This window comes from Streptomyces sp. NPDC056987, assembly GCF_042673865.1.
Taxonomy (GTDB): Bacteria; Actinomycetota; Actinomycetes; order Streptomycetales; family Streptomycetaceae; genus Streptomyces.
Map to the genome: position 1 here is coordinate 151,280 of NZ_JBHURV010000001.1, position 15,944 is coordinate 167,223.

Sequence of the window (15,944 nt, forward strand, 5' to 3'; positions counted from 1 at the left end):
TCGTCAGAAGTCGTCGTCGGGTTCCGGCGCCCGGCTCAGATAGCGCAGGAGATGGTCCGCCAGTTGTTCGCGCGAGGCCCCGGCCAGCCCCGAAGTACGCGTCAGGTAGATCGCGTTGAGCAGCTGGTCCGTCGCCAGTTCGCCGCCGCTGCCGCGCTCCAGGAACGTACGGATCAGCTCTCTGCCCGGTGCGTCCAGCTCCCCGAGATGGGCCCGGACGATCTCCTCCAGATGGGCCGCGACCGGCTGCCTCAGCTCCAGGGTCACACACCGCCGCAGAAACGCCGGCGGGAACTCGCGCTCCCCGTTGCTCGTCAGCACCACGAACGGGAAGGCCCGGCAGCGCACCCGGCCGCGCTCCACCGCCACCAGCCGGTCGGCGTCGGCGGTCAGCACCCGCGCGCCGGGGCGGGTCCTGGCGGCGCGGACCAGTTCGGGGATCTCGTACTGACCCTCCTCCATGACGTTCAGCAGATCGTTGGGCAGGTCCAGATCGCTCTTGTCGATCTCGTCGATCAGCAGCACGCGGGGCCGCTCGTACGGCAGCAGCGCCGTCCCGAGCGGGCCCAGCCGGAGATGGTCCTCGATGTGCCCGCCGCTCCCGCCGCCCGGCCCCTGCGGGCCCTGGCCCGCCGCGTAGAGCCGGGAGAGCGGGTCGTACTGGTAGAGCCCGTCGCCCAGCGTGCTCCGGCTGGTGATGTTCCAGCGCAGTACGGGGCCGAGCCGCAACTCCCGCGCCACCGCGTACGGCAGGCTCGACTTGCCGCTGCCCGGCGGTCCCGTCACCAGCAGCGGGCGGCGCAAGTACAGTGCCGCGTTGACCAGTTGGACGCTTTCGTCGGTCGTCCGGTATGCCCGCGCCCGGTGTTCGCGGTCCGGCGAGGAGACCTCGTCGTCCGGGGGCGGCTCGACCGCGGGGCCGCCGTCGAAGTCCCGCCACGGCGGCGGCGCGGGCAACCGCCCTACGCCGTCGTGCGGTTCGTCGGCTCCGGTGTAGACCGGCCACAGGGACATTCGGGGCTCCAGCTCTGAGGGGGGAGGGGATGATCGGTCTGTCAGCCGACGGGGGTCCCGCTCAGCCGGGGGACGGCGGGGAACCAGCGCGGATCCTCCCAGACGAAGGACAGCTCCGCCGCCCAGTGCGGTTCCGGACCGTCGTGCGCGAACGCCGTCCTGCGCAACGCGAGGATCTGCTCGGGCAGTTCACCCGGTGGCAGCGCCGCCAACCGCTCGGCCAGCGCGTCCAGGAACTCCTCCCCGCGGCACGCGCCGTCACACTCCGCCCCGCCGGGGCATCCGGTGCGCGGCCAGAGCACGATCGGCGCGGGGGCGTCCAGCACCGCGCCGTGCAGGGCCCGGTCGCGCGGCGCCTTCGGCGGTCTGGTCAGCGCCACCGGGCCGGTCACGTCCTGGAGCTGTACGGTCAGCCGCTCGGGTCTGACCGGTCCGGTGCAGGAGATCCGGTGGACGGCCGAGCCGGGCTGCCGGTCGAGTACGTCCCAGATCTTCTTCAGCCGGAACTGGAGCCTGCCGCTGGCGCGCCGGTCGTGGTCCATCACCACCACCGGTGCCACACACCCCAGCGGTGTGCTCATCGCCTTGCGCCCCGCCCAGCGGTCGACCGGTTTGTTCAGCCAGCCGCGCGGCAGGGCGAAGGCGATCAGCTCCTGGCCCTCCGGGTCGATCTCCGCGAACGCGTCGTCGATCCGGTCGAGCACCCAGGCGCGGACCTCGCGCTCCGCCAGCCGTTCTTCACCCACCAGTCGGCGGCTGCCGTCGCGGTACGCCGAGACCTCCACCAGCAGCGCGTTGCGGCCGGCGCCGCTGCGTCTGATCTCGACCAGGATCGGCGACCAGCGGCGCACGGGCGGGACGACCGGCACCGCGGGCGCCGGCGCGGGCATCGGCACCGGCGCGGGCATCGGCACCGCCGGCGGTTGTTTCGCGGACAGTGGCGCGGGCGCAGGCGCGGGCGGTGCCACCGGGCCCGGCGGGGCGGAGGACCACGGCCGTGGCGCGTCGTGCCGGGCCCGGTGGGCGCGGGCCCACTCCCGCAGCTCCCGCCCCAGCGCCTCGTCCCCGACCAGCCCGCCGAGCCGTACCGCCAGTTCGGCGAGGGGCAGCGCGCCGGCGGTGGGCGTCGACTCCGACAGCAGGTACCAGACCGCCTCCCACAGCGAGCGCGGCTCGCCGGGCGGCAGGTCGACGCGGAGCGGTCCCGCCGCCTCGCGCAGCAGCCGGTCCAGCGGGCCCGGGACGGCGGGGGAGCGGGCGACCAGCCTGCGCAGCCCGCGCTTCTCCTCCGCCGGATAGCCGGGCGTGGGGACGAGGTCGCCCAGCGGCGCCCAGTGCCGCGCCAGCACCGTCGCCGGGATCATCCGGCTGTTACGGGTCACCGGGTCGTGCGAGACGACCATGCCGGCCACCGTCCCGCTGCCCTCCAGCATCACGGCGGCGCCGCTGAAACCCCGGTCGGTCTGCTGCCCGTACCCCCGCGCGAATTCGAGCTGCGCCCACTCCGCACCGATCAACTGGCTTGAGGTGACGACCAGTTCGCTCTGGACGCCCTCCTCCCCGTATCCGTGGGGGAAGCCGTACGCCACCAGCTTCGGCGACGGTGAGGCGTGCGGCGCGTCGACCGCCGCGAAGGCCGCGGGCGCGATGGCCACCGGGCGTTCCAGCTCCAGCACGGCCAGATCCCCCGGATCGCGGTCGCCGCCGGCCCACGCGCCCCGGGCCACGACACGGGCGGCGAGCGGGGCGAGCCCGGGGGCGCCGGGGAAGACCGCCTCGGCCCGGTCGTGGTGGCCCAGCACATGGGCGCAGGTCAGCACCGTACGGTCGGAGACGAGGAAACCCGAGCCCTCGACCAGCCCCGCGACATCGATCCGCGCGTGCCAGGCGGGCGAACGCGTCACCGGCCCGCCGCTCCCGGGTCCCCCGCCGAGGCCGGGGCCGGCTCGGGAGCTGGGGACCCGGCCGCCGCCGCGCCCGGGTTCCAGGACAGCTTCACCGTCAGATGCCCCTCGGTGGCCGTCTTGGCGATCACCGCGCCCGCCTCGGCCATCATCTTCACGCCGAACTCCAGCTCCACCCCGTCCGGCCGGAGCGAGCCGTCCCGGAACACGGTGAGCGCCGACTCGGCCGCGGCGCGGATGCCCTGGAGCGCCGCGTCGAAGCTGCGGCCCGCCTGTGTCAGGGAGTTGGCGCGCGACACCGGCCGGGCACCGGGGGCGTCCTGCGCCACCTCGACCGTGACGGTCGCCCCGCTGTCCGTGGTGAATTCCATCAGTGCTGTCATCGGTCGCCCCCGCGATAGACCCCGCGGCATCCCCGTCCGGACACCCCGCAGAGCGACCATTCTGGATCAACGGCCGCCGGTGGGGCGAGGCTTTAGCCTGAATCGTATGTATGAGGAACGGGCATCGCGGCTCGACGGTGCGATCGTCTGGACCCGGTCGGCGACGCCGACGGATACGGCGAAGAGTGTGCGGGACCCCGGGGCCGTCCCGTACCCCGTACTCCCCGACGGCTGCATGGATCTGCTGTGGATCGGCGGCAGACTGCTGGTCGCGGGCCCCGACACCCACGCGTACACCCCCGAGGGCGTGTCCGGGCTGCACTGCGCCGGCGTACGGTTCGCGCCCGGGACCGCGCCCGCGCTGCTCGGGGTGCCCGCGTACGAGCTGCGCGACCGGCGGGTCGAGCTCGCCGACCTCTGGTCACCGGCGAAGGTGCGTGCCGTCACCGGGTTCACCGCGCGCGTCGCCGCCGCGACCGATCCGGCCACCGCGCTGGAGACGGTGGCGCTCCGGTGCGCGGCCGGGGCCGATCCGCCCGACCCGCTGCTTCGGGCCGTCGTCAGCGGGCTGAACGCGGGGCGCCCGGTCGCCGCGGTCGCCGACGCCGTCGGCCTCGGCGCCCGGAAGCTGCACCGCCGCTCCCTGGACGCCTTCGGCTACGGCCCCAAGACCCTCGCCCGGGTGCTGCGGCTCCAGCGCGCACTGGAGCTGGTACGGCGCGGTGTGCCGTACGCCGCCGCCGCGCTCGCCGCGGGCTGCGCCGACCAGGCGCATCTCGCCAGGGAGACACGCGCGCTGGCCGGACTCACCCTCCGCGCCTACGAGCGCGCCTACGCGGCGTCCGCGAACAGCGAGACCCCGCAGCCGTCCGGGTCGAGGACGACGGCGTAACGCTGTCCCCAGACCGCGTCCCACGGCTTGAGATGGCCGCGGTACCCGGCCTCGGTCAGCGCGGTGTACAGGGAGTCCACCGCCGCCGGACCGTCGCAGCGGAAGGCGAGCCCGATCCGCTCGCCGGCCTCGGGCCTGGTCCACTGCGGGCCGAAGGAGCGCATGGTCTCCTCTGTGTCCCAGAGGACCCGCAGCCCGTTCGGCAGCGTCGCCTCGGCGTGCGGCGCCGTCTCCGACCCGGCGGGCGGTTCGAGGCCGAGCAGGCGGTAGAAGGCGAGCGAGGCGGCCATGTCGGAGACGACCAGGCCGATCGCGTCGAGTCGTGGAGCGGGGGTTCTCGTCATGCGCCCCCGGTGGGGGGCCCGCCCCCGGCGGTTTTTCACCTACGGGGCGGGGGTCCCCTGGGGGAGACGGGCCGGGGGGGCCGGGGTTTGGGCGCGCCCCGCCGGTCGTGCGCGGAGCGGGTACGGGTGTGGGGGATCCCGTACGGTCGTACGGTGGTGCGGCGGTGCGTCCGTACCGGCGGCGACAGGTCGTACCCCGGTACGGAGGGGCGGCCTAGTAGACGCTGACGCCGTAGGCGTTCAGGGCCTCCACGACCGGCTGGAAGAACGTGGTGCCGCCGGAGGTGCAGTTGCCGCTGCCGCCCGAGGTCAGGCCCAGCGCGGTGGTGCCCGCGAAGAGCGCGCCGCCGCTGTCGCCGGGCTCGGCGCAGACGTTGGTCTGGATCATGCCGTAGACGACGTCGCCGCCGCCGTAGTTGACGGTCGCGTTGAGCGCGGTGACCGTGCCGGAGCGGACCCCGGTGGTGGAGCCGCTGCGGCGCACGCTCTGGCCGACCGTCGGGTTGGCCGCGCTGGTGATGTCCTGGTACGAGCCGTTGTACAGGTAGACCCGGCCGTCGGCCGCCGCCGTGTTGGAGTGGCGGATGATGCCGTAGTCGTTGGTCGGGAAGCTCGTCCCGGCGCGGGTGCCCAGCGAGGCGGTGCCGGCCGAGTTGGTGTACCAGGCGCTGCCGATGTTGGTGCAGTGGCCGGCGGTCAGCGCGTAGTACGTCGAGCCGCTGCGGACGTTGAAGCCGAGGGAGCAGCGGCCGCCGCCGGCGTAGATGGCCTCGCCGCCCGCGATCAGCTTGCTGAATTTGCCCTCGGTGTGCTTGATCGTGACGCCCGCGTCGGTGTCCGCCACGGAGTTCTTGATCTCGGCGATCTCCGCGTCGGAGACCGTGCTGTCGACGGTGACGACGACCTTGCCGGACGCCTTGTCCGTGTACCAGGCCGTACCGGCGATGTCAGCCGCGCCGATGGCGCTGCTGGCGGCGGCGAGCTGCGCCGCGGAAGGAGCGGGGGCCGGCGCCGGGGCGGCGACGGCACTCGGGGCCGCAAGCGCGACCGCGGTCACCAGACCGGAGGCGACGGCGAGGAGCCGGGCTCGTCTGGACGCCGCGCTGAGGGGGGAAAGGCGCTTGATGGACACAACATCCTCCATTGAGTGGGGGAGCTTCGCGGCCCGGTTGGGTTAGCGGACCGCTGGCGTACGACCGTGCACGGCCATTCGGTTTTAGCCGTGAACCTGTCAATCGCACGAGGTGAATCCTTGGGTTCGTTCGCTGGTGAGGCAAGGCCGACTTCTGGACCTGCGGCGCGAGCCTCCCCCGAAGCCCCGGAACCCGGCCGCCGGGCGCCTTCCCGGCCGGTCGCTCCGCCCCGCTCGGCCACCCTGCCGGGCTACCGCGAATGAGCTACAGCAAAGCCCGTGGCGGTGGGCGGGGTGGCTGGTGACAGACCGTCAACACCCTTGCTGAGATGGGCAATCGCCCCCAGTCGTCATTCGGCCACGATTTTGCCAAACGATGGGACATCACAAACACACATGGTTCACCGTGGGTGTCGCGGAGATGACGCAACGGCATGCGGTGATCTCGGGGTTACGGCCGAAAGTTTGGAATCTCTGCGCGTAGAACGTCCGTTTAACGGCGGCGTACCACGAAATGCTCTGATGATGATCATGGCCGGATCTTTTCGATCGAGAGTGGGGGTGGAGGCCGAACGGCGCCCGACCGTCCGCAAATTCGGCCGATGGGGCGCCCTTGTGTTCGCCCGGGACGTGTGCTGCGGGTGAGGTGGCGCGGGCCCTGGGAGGGCGGCGTCGGAGCGCGCCGTACACCGCGTCGAGCAGCACCGTCTTCCGCGGATCGTCGGCGAGCCGTCCCGGGTGTCCGCGACGTAACGACCGGTCGGACCGGCGGGAAGGCGGTGGAGAGGGGTTCGATTCAGTCCGTGCCCCGTCGCCGGTGCCGGGCCACCGCGTCGTTGTTGGCGCACCGCACGGAGCAGTAGGCCCGCCTGCCGTTGCGTGACGTGTCGACGAAGGCCAGACCGCACCGGGCGCGGGCGCATGTGCCCAGCCGGGAGGGGCCGGCGAAGCAGATCACATGGGCGAGCGCGGCGGCCGTGACGGCACGGATGTGGGCGACCGGGCCGAGGGCGGGGTCGGCGTAGTGGAGGTGCGGGGCGTGGCCGTCGTGCACGGTGATGTACGGCTTGCTGGCCGCCTCGGCGAGCAGGCCGTTGACGGCCTCCCGGCGCAGCCGCGGATCCTGCGGGCCGAAGCAGGGTGCCAGACGGTGGCTCCACGCCTCGACCTCGGCCGCCTCCGCGAGGGTCAGCGAGCGCCGGGCGGTGCCGCGCGCGGCCAGCAGCGGCTCCAGGCTCGCGGGCGTGAACGGGGCGCCGGTGGCCGTGGCGTTGACCAGGTCCATGGCGAGCAGTGCGGCCTCGCCGCCGTAGTGGGTGAACTGCATGGCCCCACCGTAGCCACATGTAATGGTTGAACGTAACTAGGTCATGACAGCACGCTGGCCGTATGCGAATACGGTGTGGTGACGGTGGGTGTCCCGATGAGGACCGGTGCGCGGTGTGCGACAGGGCGGGCGCGGCGGACGACGCCCGCTGGTCCCTGCTGTCCCGCCATGCGACGTCGCAGGGGGTGGTGGAGTACTGCGCCTGCCGCTGCGGCGGCGTGGTGGTCCTGGTCGACGGCCGGCTCGCGAAGGTCCTCCCCCGGGCGCCCCGGTCCGCCCCGTACGCCTCCGGTCCGCCCGGTCCGCGCCGGGGGCGTACGGGTGACCGGTGCCGGTGACCCGGCGCCCGGGCGGGTATCCGGAGAGAGCGAGCCCGAAGCCCGTAGTCCTTGGGCCCGTAGTCCCTGAGCCCGAAGTCCCTGAGCCCGAAGGGGGAGGACGCCGTGAGCGAACTCCAGATCCTCGTCGCCGTGGCCGTCGTCCTGGTCGCCCTCACCCTGGGCGCCGCGATCGTGCTGGCCGTACGGCTCGTCCGGGCCCGCGGCACCCTGCTGAAGGCGGGCGTGCCCCTGACGAGGAAGTGGCTGTTCTGGGCGGCGCTCGGCTATCTGGTCCTGCCCGTCGACCTGCTGCCCGATCCCGTGTACCTCGACGACATCGGGGTGCTGCTGATGGCCCTGCGCTCGCTGAACTCCGCGGAGGAGAAGCTGCCGTAATACCGGAACCAGGGGCCGTGGTCGGCGCGATGAAGGGATGATCGCACCGCACCACTAGAGTTTCGGCCTGGTTTCATCGGCACGAGAGGTACCAGTGACTCAGCACGCGATCCCGGACGGCAGCGCTGACAACGGCGGCAGCGGCGGCAGTGGCGGCAGTGGCCGGGGCGCCGGTTGCGGCGGCCCGCGCGACTGGTGGCGGGAGTCCGTCGTCTACCAGGTCTACGTCCCGAGCTTCGCCGACGCCGACGGCGACGGCATGGGTGACCTCCGGGGGATCACCGACCGCCTCGGCCATGTCGCGGAGCTGGGCGCCGACGCCGTCTGGCTCACGCCGTTCTATCCCTCGCCGCTGGCCGACGGCGGCTACGACGTCGCCGACTACCGGGATGTCGACCCGCGCCACGGCACCCTGGACGACTTCCGCGCGCTGCTGGCGCGGGCCCGGTCGCTCCAGCTCCGTACGATCGTCGACATCGTGCCCAACCACTGCTCCGAGCGGCACCCCTGGTTCGTGGAGGCCCTCGCCTCACCGCCGGGCTCGGCCGCCCGCGACCGGTTCGTCTTCCGGGACGGCGGCGGGCCGGACGGGGCGGAGCCGCCCGCGGACTGGCAGTCCAAGTTCGGCGGCCCGGCCTGGACCCGGCTCCCCGACGGCCAGTGGTACATGCATATCTTCGCCGCCGAGCAGCCCGATCTGAACTGGGAGAACTCCGACGTCATCGCCGATTTCGAGCGCACCCTGCGTTTCTGGCTGGACCTCGGTGTCGACGGTTTCCGTATCGATGTGGCGCACGGGCTGCGCAAGGACCTCACCCCGCCGCTGCGCGACACCCGGGGCGGCGACACCGCGCCCCTCAACGCGCCGCCCAGCGGCGAGGACCACCCGTTCTGGGACCGCGACGAGGTCCACGACATCTACCGTGTCTGGCGCAAGATCACCGACTCGTACGCGCCGCCCCGGATCATGGTCGCGGAGGCGGGGGTCAGCGCGGCGAGGCTGCCGCTGTACACCCGGCCCGACGAACTCCACCAGGCGTTCAACTTCTTCCATCTGCGCTGCCCTTGGGGGGCCGAGGCGTTCCGGGACGTCATCGACATGTCCCTCACCGGCGCGGCGTCCGTCGGCTCCCTGCCGACCTGGGTGCTCTCCAACCACGACGTGGTCCGCCATCTCACCCGGTACGCGCTGCCCGAGGGGACCGACCCGCGCGCCTGGCTGATGAGCGAGGGCCCCACGCCCGCGCCGGACGAGGCCCTGGGGCGGCGGCGGGCCCGCGCCGCCGCGCTGCTGACCCTCGCCCTGCCCGGCACGACCTATCTCTACCAGGGCGAGGAACTGGGCCTCCCCGAGGTCGCCGACCTGCCCGCCGAGGCGCTGCGCGACCCGATGTGGGAGCGCACCGGGCGCACGGTGAAGGGCCGCGACGGCTGCCGGGTGCCGCTGCCGTGGACGGCGACCGGCTCCTCGTACGGCTTCGGCCCCGGCGGGAGCTGGCTGCCCCAGCCGGCCGGCTGGGGCGGGTACGCGGTCGAGGCGCAGACGGGCCGCCCCGGCTCGTTCCTGGAGCTGTACCGTACGGCGCTGTCCCTGCGCCGGGGCTTCCGCGGCGACGAGTCCTTCGCGTGGCTGCCGTCCGCCGAGGGCGAGCTGGCCTTCCGGAAGGGCGCGGGGCTGGAGTGCCGGGTGAACTTCTCGGGCGCCCCGCTGCCGCTGCCCGCGGGAGCGGTGCCGCTGCTGTTCAGCGATGCCCCGGCGACGGACGCCGCCACGCCGGACCGTGCGCCGCGCGGGCTGCTGCTGGCCCCGGACACGGCCGTCTGGCTCGATGCCCGGGGTTCCGCGGAGGGGTGAAGGGCGCCCTCAGGAGGCGGGGCCGGAGGGCCGGACCACCTGGACGACGTGCTTCCCCCGTACCCCGCCGGCCTCCAGCGCGCGGTGGGCCGCGGCGATCTCCGCGAGCGGGTGCACGGCGGCCACGACCGGCCGCACGGCCCCGCTCTCCACGTAACCGGTCAGGTCGGCGAAGTCCTGGTGCAGGGGGTTGCCGCTGAAGGCCCGGATCCGCCGGGAGCCGAAGACGGCGGACCCGAGCACGTACCCGATCGCGGGGACCGGCCTGCCGGGGTCGAAGGCGATCGCCCCCATGCGGCCGCCGGGCGCGAGCAGCGCCCGGTAGGCGCGCAGGTCCTTGCCGACGGTGTCGAGCACGACGTCGAACGTGCCCAGCTCGTCCGGCCCGGTGGTGCGGTAGTCGTACGCCTCGTCGGCGCCCAGTTCCCGCACGAAGTCGAGGTTCCCGGCGCCGGTGAGCGCGGTGACCCGCGCGCCGAGCGCCCGGCCGAGCTGGACGGCGACATGGCCGACCCCGCCGCTCGCGCCGCGCACCAGCAGCCGCTCGCCGGGCCGCAGGCGGGCCTTGTCGCGCAGCGCCGTGACCGCGGTCGTGCCGACGATGGGCAGCGCGGCGGCCCGCACGAGGTCGGTCCCGGCGGGGGCGAGCGCCACCTGCCGGGGGCGTACGGCCACGTATTCGGCCGCGCTGCCGGACCGTCCGCGCAGAACCCGACTGCGCGGCACGGCGCCCCACACCCGGGCGCCCACCGCGGGACCGGTGAGACCGGGGCCCAGCGCCGCCACCTCGCCGGCGAAGTCGACACCGGTGCGCTTGGGGAAGTTCCGGCCGCCCAGGGCCGCCAGCTGCCCGGCCCGCATCGGGAGTTCGCCCCCGTTCACGCCGACGCCGTGGACCCGTACCAGCAGCTCGCCGGGGCCGGCGACGGGCGTCGGCACCGTGCCCTCGTGGAGCACCTCCGGGGGGCCGTAACGGTCGTACAGTGCCGCGCGCATCTCGCTCAATGCTCTGCCTGTCAGGAGTGGGGTGGACGGAGTGCCGGGGAACGGCGTGGAGGAGGGGAGCGACCGGGTTAAATGGAAGAGGTCGTTCACTTGCCGGTCACGCTAACACGCTAAATGAACGACCTCTTCCACTTGGGTTAAAGTGAGAGTCATGCCCACCGAACCCTCTCGGATGCTGCGCTCCGACGCGCTCCACAATCGCGAACGCATCCTCGCGGCCGCGCGCGAGACCTTCGCCGCACACGGCCTCGACGTGCCGATGTCCGCGATCGCCCGGCGCTCGGGCGTCGGCGCCGCCACCCTCTACCGGCGCTTCCCCACCAAGGAGTCGCTGGTCACCGAGGTCTTCTCGGACCAGCTCGCGGACTGTGTCGCGGTCGTGCACGAGGCCGTCGCCGACCCCGACCCGTGGCGCGGGTTCTGCGCGGTCGTCGAGAAGATCTGCGCCCTGCACGCCGTGGACCGGGGGTTCACCGCCGCGTTCCTCACCGCGTTCCCCGGGGCGTTCGCCTTCGAGCGGGAGCGCGAGCGCGCCGAGGAGGCGTTCGCCGGGCTGGTCCGGCGGGCCCAGGCGGCCGGGCGGCTGCGCCCCGACTTCGCCCTGGCGGACCTCACCCTGATCCTCCTGGCCAACTGCGGTGTCGCCACCGGCGCCGGCGGCGACACCGGGCCGGAGGCGTCCCGGCGGCTCGTCGGCTATCTCCTCCAGGCGTTCCGGGCCGAGGGCGCCGAGCCGCTGCCGCCCCCGGCCCCGCTCGGCCTGGACCGCCTCTACGCGGTCTGACGAGGCGTCACGTCAAGTGCCCCGCTGCCACTGCTGGTTGGTGGTGCCGGTGCAGGTGTAGGTGATGATCCTGGCGGAGTTCTCGGCGGACCCGGACGTCACGTCGAGGCACTCACCGCTCGCGCGGGAGGTCAGCGTGGTGTACCCGCTCGTGTTCACCGCCACGCGCCACTGCTGCTCGGGCGCGCCGCCGCACGCGCGCTGCTGGACGTCGGCCGCCGTCTCCGTCAGGCAGAGCGAGCTGTGCCGGGCCATCAACTGGGCGTATCCGTCACCGGTGTTCTTGAACCAGAACCGCTGATTGCCGCCGCCGTTGCAGGTGTACTGCGTCAGTGCCACACCGTCGAGCACCGACTGGTTCGGTACGTCGGCGCACTTGCCGCTGTGCCGGGCGGTCAGCGTCTCGTACGGCCCGCCGGAACCGGTCACGGTGCCCGCCGCCGTGTCGACGGTCAGCTCCGGGTACCAGTCCATGGTCAGCGAGGTGCTGGTCGGGAAGGTGAGCGGCAGCCACACGTACCGCGAGTCGTTGACCTTCTGGCCGAACGAGTTGCCCCACCGGTCGCCCAGGTAGAGGTACGAGGTGCCCGACGTGCCCTGGAGCGGCAGGACGTACGCGGTCTGGGAGTTGTACGCCGTCGAGTCGCCCACGTTCCGCATCGCGCTCCACGGCCCGGCGAGCGAGGTCGCGGTGGCGTACTGCTGCTGGTTGGGGTTCCACCCCGTGGCGCCGGAGGTCAGCATGAAGTAGACGCCGCCCCGCTTGAAGAGCGCCGGGGCCTCGCGGTGCCCGCCCGGCCAGGGGTTGGCGACCAGGCTCTCGACAGCGGTGTAGTCGGAGGTGAGCCGGTAGATCTGGAGGTCGTAGTTCTCCCGGGCGGCCGACACCATGTAGCCGGTGCCGTCGGTGTCCGTGAAGACGGTGATGTCACGCGACATGTGGGTGCCGAGCGGCCGGAAGCTCCCCTTCCAGGCGTAGTCGCCGTCGACCGTGGCGGACGTGGCCACGGCGGCCCGCGCCTGGCTGTAGTCCGTGGCGCTCTCCTTGTGCATCCACATCACGAACCGGCCGGTCGCCGCGTTGTAGAGCACCTTCGGCCGCTCGATGTTGGCGGCGGCCAGCTCCGGGTCGGTGGCCTGGGTCAGCACATGCCGGCGGAACTCCCAGGTCTTCAGGTCGGCGGAGCGGTACGCCGAGACGTACCGGAAGGTGTTGTCCGCGTTGCGGTTCTCGCCGAACCAGTAGTACCAGGAGCCGACCTTGATGACCCCGCCGCCATGGGCGTGCACCAACTGCCCGCCGGTGTCCGTGAACTGACCGCCGTTGGTGACGGTGACGGGACCCGCCGCGGCGCGCTGCGCGGAGGGTCCCACCCCCGTGTCCCGCGCCGAGGCGGGCCCCTCGGTGCCCTGCGCGGCGGTCGCGGGGAGGAGGAACCCCGCCGCCGCGACGCAGAGCGCGAGCAGAACCGTACGTACCCGTCTCATCTCAGACACGCTCCCTCAGTACGGTGAAGTGCCGTGCGAAGCCCGAGAGTCCGGGCAGCTGCCGGATCGGCGTCCAGGTGCGCAGCCCGTCCAGACTGTCGCTGTAGTAGTACTTCTGCTCCGCGTAGCCGTCGAAGTAGATCCGCCAGCCGCCGTTGTCCAGCCGGACGAGCGCGGGCCCCTCCCGCCAGCTGCCCCAGCCCGCCCAGTCGCCGGTGCCGGTGAACGTGTACGGGCCTTCGAGCCGGTCCGCGACGGCGTGCTCCAGATACTTCGTCGTCTCCTGCTTGGTGATCGCGTGGTACTTGCCGTCGTGGCGCACGACGAACGTGTCGATGTAGTTCGAGCGGTCGAGCCCCGCCACCGGCTTCGGCGCCGTCCAGTTGAGCAGCGAGCCGTCCGTCGCGCTCAGCAGATGCGGCCGGAAGGTGTACGTGTTCGTCGTGTCGAGGGAGACGATGATGTGCGTACGGCCGTCCGCGTCCACGAACCACTCGGGCGCCCAGGTACGCGCCACCCCGGCCACCGGCAGGGTGTGGCGGGCGTGGAACTGCCAGTTCGTACGGTCCCTGCTGCGGGCGAACCCGATCGTGTTCCCCGTCCAGTCGGTGGTGTGCACGATGTAGTAGTAGCCGTCGGTGTGCCGGATCAGGCTCGGATCGCGGATCAGCCCCGAGGGCGGGGTGTACGCGGGCCCCCTCAGCAGTGAGTACCCCAGCGCGTCCGCCGACTCGTACACGTACATGTTGGACTCGCTGGAGTTGGTGAACGCCGTCATCGTGTACCGCGTCACCGCCGCGGCGGCCTCCGGGACCGGTCCGTCGGCCACCGGCACCCCGAAGTCCGGGGTGCCGTCCGCCCGCCAGCCCAGCCGCTGGATCCGGGTGTGCCGGTTCGGGTCGTTGAGCGGGTCGCCGTTGATCTCCTTGTACTGCCGGGCGTGGTAGACGAGCACATCCGTACGCCCGTCCTCGGCGACGGTGAACGAGTTGTGGCCGGGACCGTACTGCCCGTTCGCCGAACTGCTGACGAAGACCGGTGCAGGCGACTTCGACCAGGCGGCGGGGTTCATCAGATCGCTGTCCGCGCGGGCGGTGAGCAGCCCCACGCAGTAGTGGTGGTCGGTGGCGCTCGCCGAGTACGAGAGGAAGACCCGGCCGTTCCGCTGGATGACGGCCGGCCCCTCGTTGACCTTGAACCCGACGGTCTCCCAGTCGAACTCCGGTGTGCTGAGCCGGATCTGCGGCCCCTTCAGCGTCCACGGGTTCGCCATCGCTGAGAGGAAGAGACCGCTGTTGTTGTCGATCCCGGGCTCCTGCTGCGCCCAGGCGAGATAGCGGGTGCCGCGGTGGGTGAAGGTGGTCGCGTCGAGGGAGAAGGTGTCCCAGGCGGTGGTGATCCGCCCCTTCTCCGTCCAGGTGCCCTGGAACGGATCGGCGTTGGCGTTCTCCAGCACCCAGATCCGGATCCGCCACACGTCGTCTGCGCGTCCCGCGGCGAAGTAGATGTACCACTTCCCGTCGATGTGGTGGATCTCCGGGGCCCAGATGTGCGCGCCCATGTCACCGCTCGTGTGCCGCCGCCAGATCACCGACTCCTGCGCGGTCGACAGGCCGCCCAGGGTGGGGGAGCGGCGCAGGATGATGCGGTCGTACTCGGGAGACGTCGCCGTGAAGTAGTAACGGCCGTCGGTGTGCCGGTGGATGTACGGATCGGCCCGCCGCTCCACCAGCGGATTGCGGTACGCGGGCCCCGGCGGGGGCGTACGGTCCCCGCCGGGGCCCGCGGCGGGGTCGGCGGGGACGCCGGGCGAGGCGGGTGTGGCGGCGCGGGCGACGCCGGGGACGGCGGCGAGGGCACCCGCGCCGAGCGCCCCCTTCAACAGCACGCGTCGGCCGGGGACATCACTGCGGCTCATGCAGTCTCCCTTTCCGGGACAGAGGGACACGTCCGAGATGTCGAACGCCATCTGTGATTCCGAACGCCGAAACCGTAGAGGTGCGGTACGGGGAGGTCAACGGGGCGGACGGGACCGACCTCACCCGTCCCGCCCGCCCCTCGCGCCGGGCGGGTCAGAGACCGTAACGGCTCTTCAGATGACGCCAGAAGTCCCGGTACATCCACTGGTCGAACTCGGTGATCCGGGTGGCGCTGCCCGCCTTCATGAGGAAGCCGCCGACACCGGTCGGCGTCCAGTCGTAGAAGTCGTCGAGGCCGTAGGTGTGCCCGATCTCGTGCTCCAGGATGTGGATGTCCTCCTGGCCGCGCGCGCCGACCATGTACTCGCTGCCGATGCGCTGCCCCCAGTCACCGCCCGCGCCGCCCTGGAAGCCCTTGGTCAGCCACAGCGACTGGTCGTAGTGGCGGGCGGCGCCGCCCGGGCACTTGGAGTAGTCGCCGTTCTGGTGGAAGAAGCGCCCGCAGTCGGGCGCGCACTGCGGTGCGCCCCCGCCGTCGAGCACATTGGTGTAGATGTCGACGGAGTTGTCGGTCCACTGGAGCGTGGAGCGGTTCTTGACGGCCCAGCCGACGATGTCGACCGGGACCTGCGCGTACGGGAAGCCCTCGAAGCCCGCGACGGTGTCCGTCCACTTCTTCGACTGACGCTTGAGCGCGGCGTGGATCTCGTCGCGCAGCTGCGCGCTGACCGGCTGGTCGGACTCCCAGCGGACGCAGTAGGCGATCCGGCCCCGGTTGGCCATCACCTGGTCCCAGCCGTAGTTCCGGAAGCCGTACAGGTCGGGGTAGGTGGACTCGACATGCCGCCAGACCTCGTCCAGCGGCCGGACGAGCTGGGCGGGCGGGTTCCAGGCGGCCGCCGGTACGGCCGCCGCGGGCGCGGCGCCGGCGACGACGGGGACGGCGCCCGCGGGGGTGACGAGGCCGAGAACGGTCAGAGCGCCGACGATCAGGGCGACCGCGGCGGTACGCAGTGCGGGTAAGGACATCACGGCTCTTCTCGGGGTGTGGGGGCTGTGGGGGTGGGGGGGGGGGGGGGGCCCCCCCCCCCCCCGCCCCCCCCCCCCCCCCGGGGGGGGGGGGGGGGGTCAGAACGGCGTGTTGGGCCGGGGTGGTTAGTGGGGGGGGGGGGGGGCGACGG

At 72.8% G+C, this 15,944-nt stretch carries 15 protein-coding genes; 5 read left to right on the forward strand and 10 right to left on the reverse strand.

Annotated elements, in window-relative coordinates; all coding sequences use genetic code 11:
- Window positions 1-3: 3 nt before the first annotated feature.
- The 3 genes from ACFTZC_RS00600 to ACFTZC_RS00610 are packed head-to-tail and all read right to left on the reverse strand — an operon-like array spanning window position 4 to window position 3,301.
- Window positions 4-1,014: an AAA family ATPase gene (locus ACFTZC_RS00600; RefSeq protein WP_382885434.1), complete on the reverse strand. Its 1,011-nt coding sequence runs from the start codon at window positions 1,012-1,014 to the stop codon at window positions 4-6.
- A 41-nt stretch (window positions 1,015-1,055) separates the two neighbouring features.
- On the reverse strand, window positions 1,056-2,918 hold the full coding sequence (locus ACFTZC_RS00605; protein ID WP_382885436.1) for a trypsin-like peptidase domain-containing protein: 1,863 nt from the start codon (window positions 2,916-2,918) through the stop codon (window positions 1,056-1,058).
- Complete coding sequence (locus tag ACFTZC_RS00610) at window positions 2,915-3,301, reverse strand: CU044_2847 family protein (protein WP_382885437.1); 387 nt, start codon at window positions 3,299-3,301, stop codon at window positions 2,915-2,917. The genes ACFTZC_RS00605 and ACFTZC_RS00610 overlap by 4 nt, the downstream gene beginning before the upstream one ends.
- Window positions 3,302-3,407: 106 nt before the next feature.
- Here ACFTZC_RS00610 and ACFTZC_RS00615 point away from each other — a divergent pair, with 106 nt between their 5' ends.
- Window positions 3,408-4,193 (forward strand): helix-turn-helix domain-containing protein, encoded by a 786-nt coding sequence (locus ACFTZC_RS00615; RefSeq protein WP_382885439.1) that lies wholly within the window; start codon window positions 3,408-3,410, stop codon window positions 4,191-4,193.
- On the opposite strand, the gene ACFTZC_RS00620 is transcribed toward ACFTZC_RS00615, so the two are convergent.
- The 3 genes from ACFTZC_RS00620 to ACFTZC_RS00630 all read right to left on the reverse strand — a co-directional run bounded on the left by ACFTZC_RS00620 (window position 4,133) and on the right by ACFTZC_RS00630 (window position 6,996).
- Window positions 4,133-4,537 carry a VOC family protein gene (locus tag ACFTZC_RS00620; protein WP_382885441.1) on the reverse strand — a complete coding sequence of 135 codons (405 nt, stop codon included), beginning with the start codon at window positions 4,535-4,537 and terminating at the stop codon, window positions 4,133-4,135. The two genes, ACFTZC_RS00615 and ACFTZC_RS00620, sit on opposite strands and share 61 nt — an antisense overlap.
- A 214-nt stretch (window positions 4,538-4,751) precedes the next feature.
- The gene (locus ACFTZC_RS00625; RefSeq protein WP_382885443.1) at window positions 4,752-5,669 is read right to left on the reverse strand and encodes a S1 family peptidase; all 918 of its coding nucleotides are present in this window, start codon (window positions 5,667-5,669) and stop codon (window positions 4,752-4,754) included.
- 796 nt (window positions 5,670-6,465) lie between these two features.
- On the reverse strand, window positions 6,466-6,996 hold the full coding sequence (locus tag ACFTZC_RS00630; protein WP_382885445.1) for a CGNR zinc finger domain-containing protein: 531 nt from the start codon (window positions 6,994-6,996) through the stop codon (window positions 6,466-6,468).
- A 113-nt stretch (window positions 6,997-7,109) separates the two neighbouring features.
- On the opposite strand from ACFTZC_RS00630, the gene ACFTZC_RS00635 reads away from it, so the two are divergent.
- The 3 genes from ACFTZC_RS00635 (at window position 7,110) to ACFTZC_RS00645 (ending at window position 9,567) form a co-directional block, all read left to right on the forward strand.
- On the forward strand, window positions 7,110-7,334 hold the full coding sequence (locus tag ACFTZC_RS00635; protein ID WP_382885447.1) for a hypothetical protein: 225 nt from the start codon (window positions 7,110-7,112) through the stop codon (window positions 7,332-7,334).
- Window positions 7,335-7,439: 105 nt separating this feature from the next.
- Window positions 7,440-7,712, forward strand: a complete 273-nt coding sequence (locus ACFTZC_RS00640; protein WP_382885449.1) for a YkvA family protein — start codon at window positions 7,440-7,442, stop codon at window positions 7,710-7,712.
- Between the two features lie 94 nt (window positions 7,713-7,806).
- Window positions 7,807-9,567, forward strand: a complete 1,761-nt coding sequence (locus ACFTZC_RS00645; protein WP_382885451.1) for an alpha-amylase family glycosyl hydrolase — start codon at window positions 7,807-7,809, stop codon at window positions 9,565-9,567.
- Between the two features lie 9 nt (window positions 9,568-9,576).
- Here the strand turns inward: ACFTZC_RS00645 and ACFTZC_RS00650 are convergent, their stop codons facing one another.
- Window positions 9,577-10,572, reverse strand: a complete 996-nt coding sequence (locus tag ACFTZC_RS00650; protein WP_382885452.1) for an NAD(P)-dependent alcohol dehydrogenase — start codon at window positions 10,570-10,572, stop codon at window positions 9,577-9,579.
- Between the two features lie 151 nt (window positions 10,573-10,723).
- Between ACFTZC_RS00650 and ACFTZC_RS00655 the strand changes: the two genes are divergently transcribed.
- Entirely contained in the window at window positions 10,724-11,356 is a 633-nt protein-coding gene (locus ACFTZC_RS00655) for a TetR/AcrR family transcriptional regulator (protein ID WP_382885453.1), read from the forward strand.
- 12 nt (window positions 11,357-11,368) lie between these two features.
- On the opposite strand, the gene ACFTZC_RS00660 is transcribed toward ACFTZC_RS00655, so the two are convergent.
- From ACFTZC_RS00660 to ACFTZC_RS00670, 3 genes are all read right to left on the reverse strand, one after another.
- Entirely contained in the window at window positions 11,369-12,844 is a 1,476-nt protein-coding gene (locus tag ACFTZC_RS00660) for an RICIN domain-containing protein (RefSeq protein ID WP_382885455.1), read from the reverse strand.
- Window position 12,845: 1 nt separating this feature from the next.
- The gene (locus ACFTZC_RS00665) at window positions 12,846-14,762 is read right to left on the reverse strand and encodes a family 43 glycosylhydrolase (RefSeq protein ID WP_382885456.1); all 1,917 of its coding nucleotides are present in this window, start codon (window positions 14,760-14,762) and stop codon (window positions 12,846-12,848) included.
- 154 nt (window positions 14,763-14,916) lie between these two features.
- Window positions 14,917-15,792, reverse strand: coding sequence for a hypothetical protein (locus tag ACFTZC_RS00670; protein WP_382885458.1), 876 nt, complete (start codon window positions 15,790-15,792; stop codon window positions 14,917-14,919).
- Window positions 15,793-15,944: the final 152 nt, after the last annotated feature.